Genomic DNA, 15,729 nt, shown 5'->3' with positions numbered 1-15,729 from the left:
TTTATTTCTTATAACACAAGGAGGCATATGAAAATTAAATCAAAAATTAAACTAATAACAATTTTAAGTACACCTATTACTGCTCTTTCTTTAGTTTCAGTAGCCGCTTCATGCGATAAAAAGGAAGTTGTAAAACCTGAAAAACCTCAAAATCCGGAAAATCCTTCAAATGGTACAGAAAGTGGAAGCACAACTAACCCAGGCGAAACTCAACCAAGTCAACCCGAAAATCCTTCAACTGGTATAGAAAACGGAAGCACAACTAACCCAGGTGAAACTCAACCAAGTCAACCCGAAAATCCTGAAGTTACAAATCCAGTAGGACCAGAAAATCCTTCAACCGGTACAGAAAACGGAAGCACAACTAACCCAGGTGAAACTCAACCAAGTCAACCCGAAAATCCTGAAGTTACAAATCCAGTAGAACCAAAAAATCCTTCAACTGGTACAGAAAACGGAAGCACAACTAACTCAGGCGAAACTCAACCAAGTCAACCCGAAAATCCTGAAGTTACAAATCCAGTAGAACCAAAAAATCCTTCAACTGGTACAGAAAACGGAAGCACAACTAACCCAGGCGAAACTCAACCTAATCAACCTGAAACTGGTGAAACTACTACACCTGAGCAACCAGAAAATCCTTCAACTGGTACAGAAACTGGAAGTACAACTAATCCAAGTACACCTGAACAACCTGAATCACCTTCAAATAATGGAGAAAATAGTAATTTTACAACTGAAAACTCAACTGATAATAAACCAGTAGAATTTAAAAAACTTACTAGATTAAGAATACAACCACTTGTTACATATGAAAATTCAAATAATACAGAAGATAGAATGAGTTATAGAGTGATTACATACGTTAAAGAAAAAAATGAATCAGGTCAATACGTTAACAACCAATATTTAATTAATTCTGTGGTTGAAAAAGTTGATTTTATTGATAATTTAAACGAAGAACAAAGAAATGTTTATGATGAACTTGTAAAAGAAAGACAAAAACTTATATCTCTTGCCTACAATTCACCTCAAAAAGTAATTTTTCAAGAATATAATGCTTATCAATTAAAACAAAAAATCATTAATGAAGAAAGTTTTATTTATCCTATTATGATTTCTAAATTCATCTTTACAATTGATTTTGTGTTAAAAAATCCAAATTACTTAAGCAAAGAAAATTTATATTTTATCGTTGGTGATAGAACTAAAACTCCTAGTCAATGATCACAATTAGATAGTATTGTTGTACTAGAGGATAGATTATATAAATTACTAAAATAATGGAGAAATTATGAAAAAAATAAAAAATAAATTATTGTTAGTTGGTTCAATATTATCATCTACTGCATTGTTCGCGATTTCTGCTGCATGTTCAAATACCAAAAAGGAAGAAGAACCATCAAACCCATCAAACCCATCAAATGGTACAGAAAACGGAAGTACAACTAACCCAGGCGAAACAAAACCAAGTACTCCTGAACAACCAGGAACAACACCGACAGAACCAGAAAATCCTTCAACTGGTACAGAAACTGGAAGTACAACTAACCCAGGCGAAACAAAACCTAACCAACCTGAAACTACTACACCTGAACAACCTGAAAATCCTTCAACCGGAACAGAAAACGGAAGTACAACTAACCCAGGCGAAACAAAACCAAGTACTCCAGAACAACCCAAAAATCCTTCAACTGGTACAGAAAATGGAAATACAACTAATCCAAGTGAAACTCAACCAACTCAACCAGAAAAACCTGAAGTTACAAATCCAGAACAACCCGAAAACCCTTCAACTGGTACAGAAAATGGAAATACAACTAATCCAGATGTAGCTCAACCAACTCAACCAGAAACAACTGAAACTAATCAACAAAAATCTACAGTTTTAAATTACATTTATAACAATCAAGCTATTTATACATTAACATTCATGATGTCAGAAAATGATGTTGTTAATTTTGATAATGTTCCTAAAGGCTATGAATTAGTCGAAGCTAATCCAAAAGTTATTGCAGGTCAAACAAATAATTTTCAAGTTGTTAAGACCAAAGTAACATTAAAAACTTTAAGAAAATCACCATCTGTTAATACAGTAGCTTCAGATGATACGTATTTAGGTCTTTCATACTCAAAAAATAGAAATGAAACCTTAGCATTTGTAAATCAAAGTGTAAACCCTGTAAATAATAGATCACTTACAGAAAATGATAGGTTATTAATTTCTAAACTTACTGATGCTCGTGCCCAACTTCTTAGAGATTATTTTGTAACAAATACTGATGATCTTGGTAATGTAAGTAATTTAACTTTTATTACTAAATTAAGAGATGACTCACAAAAAGTAAATAGATACAATCTTTCTAGTTATATTTTTACAATTGATCTTCTTCTTTCTGATGAAAAATATTTAACTAATGAAAACGTAGAATTAGTTTTAGGTAATAAAGAAAAAGTAGCTGCTATGAAGGAGATCCAAGTTCAATTTTCAAGTGATAGTAATGTTGAAATTTTTAATAGAAAAATGAAAATCGCAGGTATAAAATAATCAATTATTTTCCCATAGTTATATGTTAATTAAAGCTAACTAAAATAATTATATTTAACAATTAACTATCAAATATTTATGAAATCTAAGTTATTCATCAACTTAGAAAATTTATAGGAAGAAAATAGTATAAAAAATAGTTTGGAAAAAATAAAAAATCATTATAATAATTACGTTATGAAATTTAATATAAATCGGATTATTAACAAGATTAAGTTTTCAAATAATTTTATTTGAATTTAGTTTTGTGTCTGATTTGTTTAATAAAATAAAAAATATTTGCAACAGACACACAATTATTAGATGTCTCTGTGATTGAGTTATAGAGGAGCCTCTAACAATAGTATATAGCGGAGCAGGCGTGCTTAGAAACTATAGAAAGGGTATAAAGGCCGAAACTCTCTTGATGGCAATCAAGACTGTTGATAAAAAAGCATAAAAGATTTTTATTCTTTGGTAAACCATTGGTGCTATAACTTCGACAATTCTTTATGATATTATAAATATTATTTATATCAAAAGTTTTGCGAAGTTAAAGTCGCAAAACTTTTTTATTTTCAATAATTGTGTACTTTCATAACAATTTGACTTAAGGAGAAAAAATGAAAAAAAGACTACTTTTAACTTCTGCTACTATTGCAGTTGGACCTCTAGCCTTTCTTTCTGCTAGCTGTTCAAACTCTAAAAAAGAAGAAAAACCAAAAGTTGAAACAAATGTTGAGACTTCTCTTACTGTAACAAACAAAGGATGAACCAATAAATTAGCTGCAGAACAAATTAATCCTTCATTAAAACAAGAATTAAAATTAGCTGCAAGTAATGGACTTTACACACAATACTTTAACAGTTCATATTCAGAAGGTGCATATCCATTTGACTCTTCAATGCTTTCAGGAACATTAAGTGGTACTATTAGTGAATCGGTATTTGGAAAGCTTCTTGAGTATTCATACGTTGGTAAAGCAGTTTATGAAACTAAAACCAAAATTAATGGTTTAAATGTTGAGGAAACAACAATTATTTTAAGACCATCTATTAAAAAGATGCAATTTGACTTAGCTGATCAAATTTTATTATGAGTTGATGGTAATTGAAAAGTATACGACAACGATGACATTGATTCAGTATCAAATGAATTAAATGAAGACGTAACTAAAGGATGGAAACAATCTGTTGTTAAAGGTATTAGTTCAAATGTTAAATCTATTAACTCTAAAGAATTTATGAGCGATTTAGCTAAAGCTACAAAATTGAGTTTCAGAATTAGACCTAACCAAAAATGAGTAGATAAAAATGGTAATGAAACTAAATACAAAGTTGTTGCTGATGACTTTAGAATGAGTGCTCTTAGAACATTAGTTTATGCAGATGCAAGTTATAGACGTTCACATGGTAGTTCAATAGAAACTGATAAATTAATTTCAACTCAATTTAATAATGCACCAACTACTTTTACTAATGATGAACCATCATCATTCACTAATAAATACTTATTTGAGTTATTCAACGTTTCATTTGATGATTTAGTAGACCCTTCTAAATCCGTTAGAGTTGATGAACAAGGTAATTCATACTTTACATTTAATGTATTAGATGAGTCTAGAGATCCTAAATTTGTTGAGTACTTGCCTAAATTGCTTGATGATTCAAGTTTTATCGCGGCACCAAGTCAATACATTATTGAAAATGCTTCAAATAAAGATGTATATCAAATTCAATCAAAATCTGCAAAAGTTGAAGATATCAAAACAACTATTGCAAACTTACCAGAAGGAAGTGTTAAAGAATCAGGTCTATTCTGATATGGGACAAGCATTGATAACACTTTATTCTCATCTAGATATTACTCTTCAGGATATAATCCAAATTCATTATATGTAAATTACAAAGTAAATACACATTATCATGATAAAGAATGAGTAAATGCTAGTTCAACTATTAAAACATTCTCAGAACAATACTCTCAAGCACCATCTGATCCAAGTATCTGAATTAATACAATTTCAAATAACTTCATCAGCGGTTCATCGCCTACTATTAGAATTAACGAATTAAACTCTGAAGCTAAAAAATTAGCTCAAGATATTAGTTATGACTATGTTCAAGCAGGAAATAAAGATTCTATTACAAGAAATACTTTCTGATCTTTAGCACCAGTTCCTGGAGCTGATAACTCTTGATTAGCTTATATGCAAGGGAACTCGGTATTTTATGATGTTTTATACGGATATAATGTTAAAGAATTGAATAACTCAAAATCAGTTATCAGATCTGAAGGTACAAGTTCTAAAACATATGTTAGTGTTGGAGATGTGCTAAAACAATCAACAGCTGGTACAGGAATTGAATTTAAAACAATTTTACTTTCAGCACTAAATTTAGGAGCTATATTTAACACAATAAATCCAGATAACCCAGTTAAACCATGAAATAACTCATTTGCCTCAGCTTCACCAATTAATGATAAGACTTCAAATACATTACTTGATTACTATGATGAAGTAACAAAAACATTCGTGGTTGACTCACAAACTGGTGAAAGATATAGATTTAATGAATTGAATAATCAAGAATTTATGAGAGTTGATGACAATAGAACATTCGGTGTAGAAAATTCTAAAAAATATCAATCAGTTATTTTTGATGAATTAAGCGAAAAAATGACTGCATTATTGGATAGAGTTTATGCAGAAAAAGGATTTACTAATGAAAAAGTTCAAATCACTATTCCTTGAAGATATTCAAACATGCTTGCTACATATATCGAAGCAAACAAGGGAATTGTTGAAGTTTGAAATAGATTAGATAAAAAAGGTCGTTTACAAATTGAATTCCAAGAAACTAGACTTAGTGACGATCAGGTTAGAGATAAATTGTATAAATTCTTTGCTGCTTATAATTCTATCTCACCTGTATTATATTCAGGTTGAACTTATGACTATGAAAGAATAGGTTCAGGATTTGATGGATATAATAATGCAATGAAATTACACAATCTTTTTGCACTTATTGCAACAGATAATGAATATAAAACAAAATTAGAGAAATCATTCCCTGAATTAGTTAAAGCAGGATTAGCTTTTGTTAAATATGCAAAAACTAAAAAATTATCTATTCCAGTTGAGGTATGACCTACATTATCTCTTGAAGATGCTAATAACTTAGGTGCATACTTAGGACAATATAAATATAACCCAGAAACTAAAGAATTTTCATTAATTCCAGCTGCTGAAAGAAATCAATATGATTCACTAAATACTATTAGCGCTGAGTTTTGATTAAATTATCAATCAAATCATTTGAATGATGAACAAGCGGTTGCTCTTGTTAGAGAAATTGGAAATACTCAATTACCAGCATTTGATGGAAGCGGAGCTGTAGCGGGTGATAAATTCATTAAAAGAATTGTTAATCCATACTATATTATTCCAGCAACTGATGGTCCAATGGCAGTTTGAAATATTAAAACAAATTTATAATAAATAATGTTTTAAACAATTAGCAATTGCTAATTGTTTATTGCATTTAAAAGAGAAAGGAAAAAAGATGACTAAATACATCCTACAACGTCTTGGTTTTGCCCTTTTAACTTTGGTTATCATTGTATTTGTTGTTTATCTTACAGTAGATATATTTAGTGATAATCCATTTGTTAAACAATTTGAAGCAGCCATAACCACTAGTGGTGATAGAAATAATTCTGGAGGTGCTACTGATAAAGGTAACATTTACGATATTGCCAAACCTCTTTTTGAAAAATCGGTTATTCATCACTTGATTCCTTATAAAATAGAAGATTGAAATGATCCATGAGTTAAAGACCATTGAATTGATCAAAAAATGAACCCATTATTAAGATTTGGATATTGAATTGCAGATTTATTTGATAAAGAAAGACCTTTTGGACTTCCATATAATGATTCAATATTTGCAAATACAAAATCAAATACTATTCCTGAATTTTACTTTAAATATATTAAATTTAGTTTAATTATCAGTTTACCTTCATTTGTTATAAGCGCATTGATCGGAGTTACTTTAGGAATTTTTGCTGGATATAAAAGAGGATCATTATTTGATTCATTTATCAATGCATTTACACTAATTTTCGTTGCATTACCATCATTTATTATTGCTCCAATTGTAATTAGTTTTATGCTTAAATACTTTGGTGTAGCACCAAGATTCTTAAATCCAGAAAGTGAAAATGATCTAAGTATTTATACAACAGGACAATTTGTTCTTTCATGAACTCCACCTATTTTAGTTATTGTGCTAGGTTCTCTTTCGGGATATATTTCATTTACAAGAAACCAAATTATTACAGTTTTAACTTCAAATTATGTTTTAATTGCTAAAACAAAAGGAATTGGGAATGTTGAAATTTTCTTCAAGTATGTTTTAAGAAATATCTCAATTCCTCTTGCCGCAGTATTTATTCCATCATATATAGGACTTCTTAGTGGTAGTTTTATAGTTGAAACCTACTGAAATGTTCCCGGAATTTCTAAAGCTCTTATTCAAGCCTTTCCAACTGGTGAAATTAATTTAATTATGTTCAGTACTGTGTTATTTACAGCATTAGGATTATTTACTTCAATTATTGTGGACGTTTCATACACCATTCTTGATCCAAGAATTAAATACGGAAGCAATTCAGGATTTGACTTTATTACTAAACTTAAAATCAAACACCAAAGAAATAAAATGTACAAAATTAAGGAGGATTTATAATGAATGCTAATGAATTTAATGAAAAATATAAACTAAATCCATTGTTAACTAAATCATTAGTAAAACATAATAACTCTTCTGATTTAGGTAATAATATTGCAGGAAAACCTAAAAAATTAATTAATGAAATTATTAAGCGTTTCTCAACAAACTGACTTGCTGTATCACTTTTAATTCTTTTTGTTGCAATACTTTTAATAAGTATTATTGTTAATGCAACTTCTATTTTCCCTGAAAATAGTAGTATTGCTAAAAATTTAGTTATTTCAATAGTAGACGAAAATGGAAAAGTAATTAAAACTCTTACTGGAACTCCACAAGTTAAGAACTTATCTCCATCTATCTATTCTTGAGATGCTCAATATATTACTATTGAGAGATCGGATTTAACACTAGAAAAATGACGTCAATTACTTAATTATCTTAGTGACCCAAAACAGCCAGGATTTAAGCAATTGTATGATATTTTAGGTCAAAAATTAGCTTATACTGATACTTCAAAACAATTAAGTAGTAATTTATTACAAATTATGGGTCCTGCTAATAGTCCAATATTAAAATTTTATGAAACAAAAGGTTCAACTACATTTTTAATCAACCCAAATGCTTATGCAGCTTTTGACTCATTATTAATTGCTGTTAAAGATCAAAGTAATCTTTTAGCTACAATGAATAACGATCAAATTATTGATTGAATGAGCAAGACTCTTCAAGCAAACAATAACTTTCAAATAAATACTATTTTAGGAACTGATAATGTTGGAGTTGATATTTGAACAAGTAGTTGAATCGGTACTTGAAAAGCAATTAGACTTGCAATTATAGTTGCCACAATTCAAACATTTATTGGTGTGGCTATTGGTTCATATTTAGGTTTTCATGCAGGAAGTTTAATTGATACAATCATTATGCGTTTAATTGAAATTTTCTCAGCTCCCCCTTCATTAATTTGACTTTTGACATTCGTATCAGTTTTTGGTACAAGTGATATAGTTCTAGGTTTTTCACTAATCTTTACAGGTTGAACTGGTTCAGTTGGTGGAGCTAGAATGTATATCATAACCGTCAAAGATGAAGAATATATTACAGCAAGTAAGTCTATTGGTGCTAAAAAAGCTAGATTAATCTATACTCATGCGCTTCCTGCAATTATAGGTAAGATAGCAACTTCATTTGTTTCAGCTATTCCTTCAATTATTCTTTCGGTTTCTTCACTTGCGTTCTTAGGGTTCTTCCAAGGAAATGAAGCTAACTTAGGTTCAATTCTTTCAAATGCAGTTGCTAAGGTAGGTGAAAACATTTGAGTATTACTTCTTCCATCACTTATTTTATTGGGAATATCTGTTTCTCTATACTTCATAGCACTTGGTGTCCATGACGCACTTGATCCAAAAGTTATTAAAGGTAAAAACTAGGGGTATATTATGGATAAAAAACAAGAAACTTTATTAAAAGTTAAAAACTTAAAAGTAAGTTTTAAACTTAAGAAGAATAAATTTATCACAATTGTACGTGGTGTAGACCTTAATATTAAAAAAGGACAAATTGTTGGACTTGTTGGAGAATCAGGTTCAGGTAAAAGTGTTACATCTAAATCGTTAATAAACGTTAATGAAAATACCTTTACTAGTGCTGATGTGATGGAAATTAATGGAGTTGATTTAACTAAGCTTAAAAGAGAAAGAGAATGAAGAAAAGTGCGTGGAAGTAAAATCGGGTATATTCCCCAAGATCCACTTACATCATTAAACCCAACTCGTAAGATAGGTAAACAACTTCTTGATGCACTTAATTACAATGAAGATTGAAAAAATAAAACAAAGGCTGAAAAAATAAAATATTTAATTGGTTTACTTAAACAATTTGGAATTATGAATGCGGAGCAAGTGTTTTATATGTATCCACATACTCTTAGTGGTGGTATGAAACAAAGAGTGGTTATTACAATGGTTGTTGCACTTAAACCTATGTTAATTATTGCTGACGAACCAACCACTGCTCTTGATCCAACAGTTCAAGCTAGTGTTCTAGCTCTATTTGAAGAAATTCGGCAAAAAATGAACATTTCAATTATTTTAATTAGTCATAACATCTCAGTTGTTGCTAAATTCTGTGATTACATTTATGTTATGTATGCCGGAAAAATCGTTGAAAGAGGAACTAAAAAAGATATCTTTACTCAACCGGCTCATCCATATACATGAGCTCTTATCTCGGCTATTCCAGAAAACAAAGAAGATAGACTTTATTCAATTAAAGGTACACCTCCAGATATGAATAATTTACCTCTTGGAGATCCTTTTGCACCAAGAAATGATTACGCCCTAGAAATTGATTTTATCAAGGAACCACCACTTATTAAAATAAGTGAATCTCACTCAGCAGCAACTTGATTATTACACCCAGAAGCACCAAAAGTGGAATTAAGCAAAGAATTACAAATACGTTTAGAAAAATTCAGAGAGGTTTTTAAAGATGAATAATAAAAAAGTAGTTTTAGAAATAGAAAACTTAAAAAAATATTTCATTAACAAAAACCACATTAACCGTGCGGTTGATGGTGTTTCTTTCAAAGTTCATGAAGGTGAAGTTGTTGGATTAATTGGAGAATCAGGTAGTGGTAAAACAACAGTTGGTCGTTCATTATTAAGACTTTATGATGATTTTAACGGTTATGTTTCACTTGATGACAAAATTATCTCTGGTAAAAAAATAAGCCGTAAAAGAACTAAAATGATGCGTAAAAATATCCAAATGATCTTCCAGGATCCACACGCATCATTAAACGGTCAAAAAACAATATTCTCAATTCTTAAAGAACCTCTTATTGTAAATGGAATTATTAATGATGAAATCAAAGATCTTTCTAAAGATTGAAACAGTATTAAGGATAATTTCCACTATTCATTCCTTGAAAGAACCAGAAATCTTGTATTAAAATCATATCAATTAGCTAATGCTAAATTAGTTCCTTTTCATCAAGTATGAAATGAGAAGTTGAATAATTATAAATATGACAGTAATCTTTCAGCTGAAGATAATTTCAATAATCTTTTTAGCTTTATTGAAGAGAGAAATAAAATTAACTCAATAATAATCACTAATTTACACAAAGTTAATGATGAATTATTATTGATTTATAATCAAAAGAAAGAAAATTTCAGAAATAATGAACTTGATTTTGATGAGGTTGATTTACAAAATGCTAAAAATGCTTACAATGAAGCTTATGTGTTATCAAAAATTTCTGAAGAAGAGTTAAACACTAAAAAAACTATTAAAGAATTAAAAAACCAACTAAAAGAACTAAGAAACGAGCAGTATGAAATTATGTCAATAGCTCAAAACTCATTTAATAACTTTTTAGATGAGTTAAGCAACGAAGCTAAGTTCCAAAGCAATAATTCAAACTATACTTTTGATAAAGAATTTTATATTCACTCAGTAAAACTTAGTGAAATTAATAAGGTTATTAGAAAAATTCTTAAAAGCAAAATCAGTTCAAAATTTAACTTGTTCAGTAACACTCCTTTATGTCCGATTTATAGATTGAAAAACAATATCAAGAGTTCTAATTGCAAAAATATAAAAAACACTTTATATTACTTGTCTATAAATGAAACTAGAGAGATGTTCAAGGAAATTAATGAAAAAATAAAGAACATTTACGATGAGATTTCTAAAGATGAGAAATTAAGTAATTTAGCTAAATCAAATAAAGTTTTCACAAATGCTTTTAAATTGAATTTATCTAAATTCATCGTTTCCTCAAGTCATCTAAATTTAGATAAATGAATTAGCATTTCAAAAGAGCGTGCTTTAGATTTTAATAATAAAATCAATAACTTAAATCACAAAATCATTCAATTAGAAAATGATCTAACTAAAATTGCAGGTAAAGCTAAAGCAAAATACTCATCTGAGGATTTAATAGTTTACCAAAAGAATTTAGATAAAGCTGAAGCAATTCACCAAGATGAATTAAAAAAATATATTCATGAATTTAACCTAAGATTAGACAAAATTAACAAAGAAATCAGCGTTGGTAAAGAAAAATATTTATCTCTTAAGGTTGAATACAAAAATCAACTAAAACTATTTGAAAAAGCTTTTGATTCTTTTGTTCATAATTTTAAACAACAAATTAAATCACAAGCAAATAGCAAAAAAGAAGTTAAAAAACTAGTTGTTGAATTAAATGTTTATAAAGCCACTGTCTCAAAACGTCTTGAAGGTCTTAAAGCATATGATATCGAGATGAAATATTTAGATAAAGATTTATTTAACATCTATAAACTTTTAGGAATTCACGATCTTGATAATAAATTTAATAATATAAGTGTTGTATTCTTCAGAAAAATAGCTTCTAAAATTAAAGATTACTTTTTCAAAAAAGATATTAAGAAATTATTTATTAAAGAAAAAATCTACAAATCACTTGAAAGTGTTGGGCTTCTTAAACAATTTGCTTACCGTTATCCACATGAATTTAGTGGTGGACAACGTCAACGTATTGTAATTGCACGTGCATTAATTACTGAACCTAAAGTTATTATTGCTGATGAGCCTATTGCTTCGTTAGATATTTCAATTCAAGCTCAAGTTGTTAACCTACTTAAAGACTTATGTAAAAATAAAAACATTGCAATGATCTTTATCGCTCATGATTTAAGTATGATCGAATATGTAGCAGATAATGTACAAATAATGCACTTAGGTAAGATTGTAGAATCAGGAAAAACTGAAAAAATTTATGAAAATCCTATTCATCCGTACACAAATAATTTATTTAAAGCAATTCCTAAAATTTCAAATGCTAATGAAAAATTCCAAAATATCTCATTTGAACTTAAGTATTTAGAAGAACAACAGTTCCCAAATATACCTACGTTACACAAAGTTGAAGATCAACATTATATTTATTCAACCGATCAACAATTTGAAAAATGAATTAATGAAGAACACTATAAAGCAAGTACATTAAAATAATATGAAAGTAATTTATTTAATAAAAGATTATTTAATTAAATCTATTAGAAATAAATGAACTTATATTCATTTTACAATTGTAGAAATTATTTCGATAGGGTTAATAATTTATGCACTTGTATTTGGTAAACAAAAAGTTATTCAAATGCTTAATATTATTTTCCTTATTACTGCATTAATTGGATTATTGTGCATTGTTGCTGCAAAAGGATTTCTGGGTTCGTCATTTAGAAGATATCAAGCAGCTCGTCAAGATAGAATTGACTATAAACAAAAAAAACAACTTAAAAAAATGAGTACAAGCGAAAAAATTGCTTATCAAAAAATGCTAGAAAATAAAAAAGAAATCGAAAAAGAAAAAGAAATTAAAAAATCACAAAGAACTTCATTTGGATTTATATTTTCAATAATTCTAAATTTAATTATCTTTTTTTCAACCTTACCATTCTCTATATAATATATCTCACTACCTTAACGGTAGTGTTTTTAATTCAAATATCGCTAATAATGGTGAATTAACACAAAACAATTGATATTTAATGTCTTTAAAAGAAATCTACCCAAATATTAAAACTAAATTAGCAAACCATTTGAGAGCTAATGATAAATATTATTATGTGGACAAATAAATTTTCAAAAAAATGAGCAAAAATTCATTAAATTACTTAAATTTATTCTTGCAAATAAGATAATTATTTTTTCTGTTTTTACATTAAATATAGTATTAAAAAATATTTTGCTTTTAAATATAAATAAATATAATAAATATATGAAAAAATTAGGTTTTATAATTGATTCTTTTAGTTCTTTAACTAAAGAACAAGCTAATTCATATGGCTTTGGATTTCTTTCACTTCAATCAGAAATTGATGGTGAAGTTTTTCAAGATGGACTTCAAGAACCTGAAATTTTATTAGATAAAATTGAAAAAGCAAATAATGTTTTAACTTCTCTTCCAAGATTAGATTTACTTGAAGGAGAAATTGAAAGAATGGCCAAAAGTTTTGACGAAGTCATTATTTTAATTCTTCATGAAAGTTTAAGTAGTTCTGCTAGGTATTGCAAAACTATTGCTCAAGAATATACAAATGTTCATATAGTAAGTAATTTTTTCAGTGGAGATCAATTTGTTGATGTTGCTCTATATGCTAAAAAAAGCTTTGAAAAGAACCAAGATATTGACAAAGTAATTCAAGAAATTAACGAAATAAATGAGAAATCTCAAACATATATCTTACCTGTTAATCTTGATTATATTATCAAAGGTGGAAGATTAACTGGAGCTAAAAAGTTTATTATGACAAAAATACAGATGATTCCATTACTTAAATACAGAGAATCTGTTACTGTATCAACACTAAAGAGAACAACTAGCTCATTAATAAGCAAAACTTTTGAAAAACTAGTTAAGATAATTGGTGGAAATGAAAAAATCAATGATTTTTCTTTTAGATTAATTAGAGGACTTGATCATAAGGTTGTTGAATTAGTAAGTCAAGTAGCTGAAGAATTTGGAATTGTTTTAGACTCAATTCAGTCTACTTCTGGTGCTGTAGCCATTCATTGTGGACCATCAGCATTCAGTATTTCAGTTATGCCTAAACTTAATAAAAAGTAGAAAGATTTCTTATGATTATTAAAGAACTTTTAAATCCTAAATCAATTTTTATAAACATAGATGTAAACGATCACAACGATGCACTAGAAATGATTGCTAAGAAATTATATGAAGCAAATTTCATCGAAGATAAAACAAGATTTCTTAATGCATTGAATTATAGAGAAAATTTAATGTCTACAGCATTAAATGATGGAATTGCAATTCCACATGGTATTTCATCAACTGTTATTCAACCAACAATTTCTTTGGCTATTTTAAAAAATGGAATCGATTGAAAAGCTGAAGATAATAAAAAAGTTAATTTAATTTTTACTATAGTTTTAAGTAAAGAAGACCGTGAAATTCAACTTGATTCTATACAAGTGATTGCAGATTATTCTTTAGATGATAATTTCCACTCTGAAATAATGAATGCAAAAACTCAAGAACAAGCTTATGAAATATTAGTTAAATATTTCCCATTATAATTGTAAGCTTATGCTTACATTTTTAATTTGTTTCGTAAAATAGAAAAGTCATGCGACCATTATCGCATGACTGTTTTTATTTATTGGGTCTTTTAGTAAAATAATAGTGCAAAAATAAGAAAGGACCCAATATGATTATAGCAAATATTAAAAAATCTTTAGAAGAAGTTGTATGCATAAAAACTAAACAAAAACATCTTCATAACAATCATTATTTGATAAAGAATTCTGACGAAGAAATTAGGCTATTGCATTCAAAAATCATAAAAACGAGATTATTAAAAGAAAACCAAATGAGTATTCTTCATTTCAATGAATGTTTAAGATTAATTAAAGAAAATAAGACTATTTCTCAAGTTTCGAAAATTGTAAGATTTCAACCAAAAACTATTAGAAGGCTGTTGAAAATTTCTACAACAAATCAGGGTGATTTTGTTAAGAAATTTAAAAAAGTTTGTCCTAATTGTGACAATTATATTAACTATGTTAACTATTTAGATTTTAATTTATTAGCTGAACATTTAATATTTTATAAATCAAAAAGAACTAGACTTCATTCCAAAACTATTCAAGATAAATGAAAAAGTTTTGTCAAATTTTGAAATAATGAAGTTAAATACTTTAGGGAAAATCGCTTTAGTAAGGATTTTACAAAAAGAGCTATAAAAGTTTCTGCTAAGGCACTTGTTAATAAATTTAAAAAACATTATCCTAATAGTCCTTGTCCCACTACAAGTACTGTATATAAGTGTTTAAAGTCAAATGAGTTTTCCTTATCTATAGATATTTTGCAGTTTCTTTCAGTAGGAAAATACCGAAAGAGAGTTATTAAAACTCAAAAAAGTTCACTTAAAAATGCAATCCGAATTCATCAAAGACCTGAGGAAGCTAACAACAGAACAACTGAAGGACATTATGAACTTGACACAGTTATTGGTAAGCGCGAAGATAAATATTGCTTAGTTACTGTTTTAGATAGAAAATCTAGAAAACTTTATTCAGTTAAATCCTTAAAGACTTCACTAGCAGTAAAAAACTCACTGATCAAAATTATCAAAAATAATGCATTGCTAGTCAAAACTTTGACAATAGACAATGGCTCCGAGAACGTGTTGTTACATGAAGTTATTAATCAAAATAATTTATACAAATGCGATGCATATTGTTCATATCAAAAAGGTTCAATCGAAAATATTCATAGACATATCAGAAGATATATTACTAAAGGAATTTCGATGGATAAATTTTCGGATGAACAAATTCAAATAATGATCAATAGAATTAACGAATATTTATTACTTATCTCAAAATAATATTGAAAAAAATTTAAAATCGGTCATGACCGATTCTTTTGGTGTGCTTTTTTATAT

11 protein-coding genes and 1 riboswitch are annotated in these 15,729 nt (G+C 28.2%); all 11 genes read left to right on the top strand.

The window, feature by feature from the left end; all coding sequences use genetic code 4:
* The first annotated feature begins 27 nt into the window (after positions 1–27).
* Entirely contained in the window at positions 28–1,284 is a 1,257-nt protein-coding gene (locus EXC66_RS02195; RefSeq protein WP_129622348.1) for a hypothetical protein, read from the top strand.
* A gap of 10 nt (positions 1,285–1,294) precedes the next feature.
* Positions 1,295–2,548: a hypothetical protein gene (locus tag EXC66_RS02190; RefSeq protein WP_112579093.1), complete on the top strand. Its 1,254-nt coding sequence runs from the start codon at positions 1,295–1,297 to the stop codon at positions 2,546–2,548.
* Positions 2,549–2,863: 315 nt separating this feature from the next.
* A riboswitch (Lysine riboswitch) is annotated at positions 2,864–3,029 on the top strand.
* 121 nt (positions 3,030–3,150) lie between these two features.
* Positions 3,151–6,027 (top strand): OppA family ABC transporter substrate-binding lipoprotein, encoded by a 2,877-nt coding sequence (locus tag EXC66_RS02185; protein ID WP_112579095.1) that lies wholly within the window; start codon positions 3,151–3,153, stop codon positions 6,025–6,027.
* Positions 6,028–6,094: 67 nt separating this feature from the next.
* The gene (locus EXC66_RS02180; RefSeq protein ID WP_112579097.1) at positions 6,095–7,282 is read left to right on the top strand and encodes an ABC transporter permease; all 1,188 of its coding nucleotides are present in this window, start codon (positions 6,095–6,097) and stop codon (positions 7,280–7,282) included.
* Positions 7,282–8,697 (top strand): ABC transporter permease, encoded by a 1,416-nt coding sequence (locus tag EXC66_RS02175; RefSeq protein ID WP_006886939.1) that lies wholly within the window; start codon positions 7,282–7,284, stop codon positions 8,695–8,697. Before EXC66_RS02180 ends, EXC66_RS02175 begins: the two co-directional genes overlap by 1 nt.
* A gap of 9 nt (positions 8,698–8,706) precedes the next feature.
* Positions 8,707–9,765 (top strand): ABC transporter ATP-binding protein, encoded by a 1,059-nt coding sequence (locus EXC66_RS02170; RefSeq protein ID WP_006886940.1) that lies wholly within the window; start codon positions 8,707–8,709, stop codon positions 9,763–9,765.
* On the top strand, positions 9,758–12,271 hold the full coding sequence (locus EXC66_RS04490) for an ATP-binding cassette domain-containing protein (protein WP_006886941.1): 2,514 nt from the start codon (positions 9,758–9,760) through the stop codon (positions 12,269–12,271). The genes EXC66_RS02170 and EXC66_RS04490 overlap by 8 nt, the downstream gene beginning before the upstream one ends.
* 1 nt (position 12,272) lies before the next feature.
* Positions 12,273–12,728 (top strand): hypothetical protein, encoded by a 456-nt coding sequence (locus EXC66_RS02160; RefSeq protein WP_006886942.1) that lies wholly within the window; start codon positions 12,273–12,275, stop codon positions 12,726–12,728.
* A gap of 312 nt (positions 12,729–13,040) precedes the next feature.
* Positions 13,041–13,889 (top strand): DegV family protein, encoded by an 849-nt coding sequence (locus EXC66_RS02155; protein WP_006886943.1) that lies wholly within the window; start codon positions 13,041–13,043, stop codon positions 13,887–13,889.
* A gap of 11 nt (positions 13,890–13,900) precedes the next feature.
* Complete coding sequence (locus EXC66_RS02150) at positions 13,901–14,359, top strand: PTS sugar transporter subunit IIA (protein ID WP_006886944.1); 459 nt, start codon at positions 13,901–13,903, stop codon at positions 14,357–14,359.
* A 131-nt stretch (positions 14,360–14,490) separates the two neighbouring features.
* Complete coding sequence (locus EXC66_RS02145; RefSeq protein ID WP_112579099.1) at positions 14,491–15,672, top strand: IS30 family transposase; 1,182 nt, start codon at positions 14,491–14,493, stop codon at positions 15,670–15,672.
* The last annotated feature ends 57 nt before the right edge of the window (positions 15,673–15,729 follow it).

This window comes from Mycoplasmopsis anatis (assembly GCF_900660655.1).
GTDB classification, from domain to species: Bacteria; Bacillota_I; Bacilli_A; order Mycoplasmatales; family Metamycoplasmataceae; genus Mycoplasmopsis; species Mycoplasmopsis anatis.
This window is presented reverse-complemented; position numbering and strand designations above follow the sequence as displayed.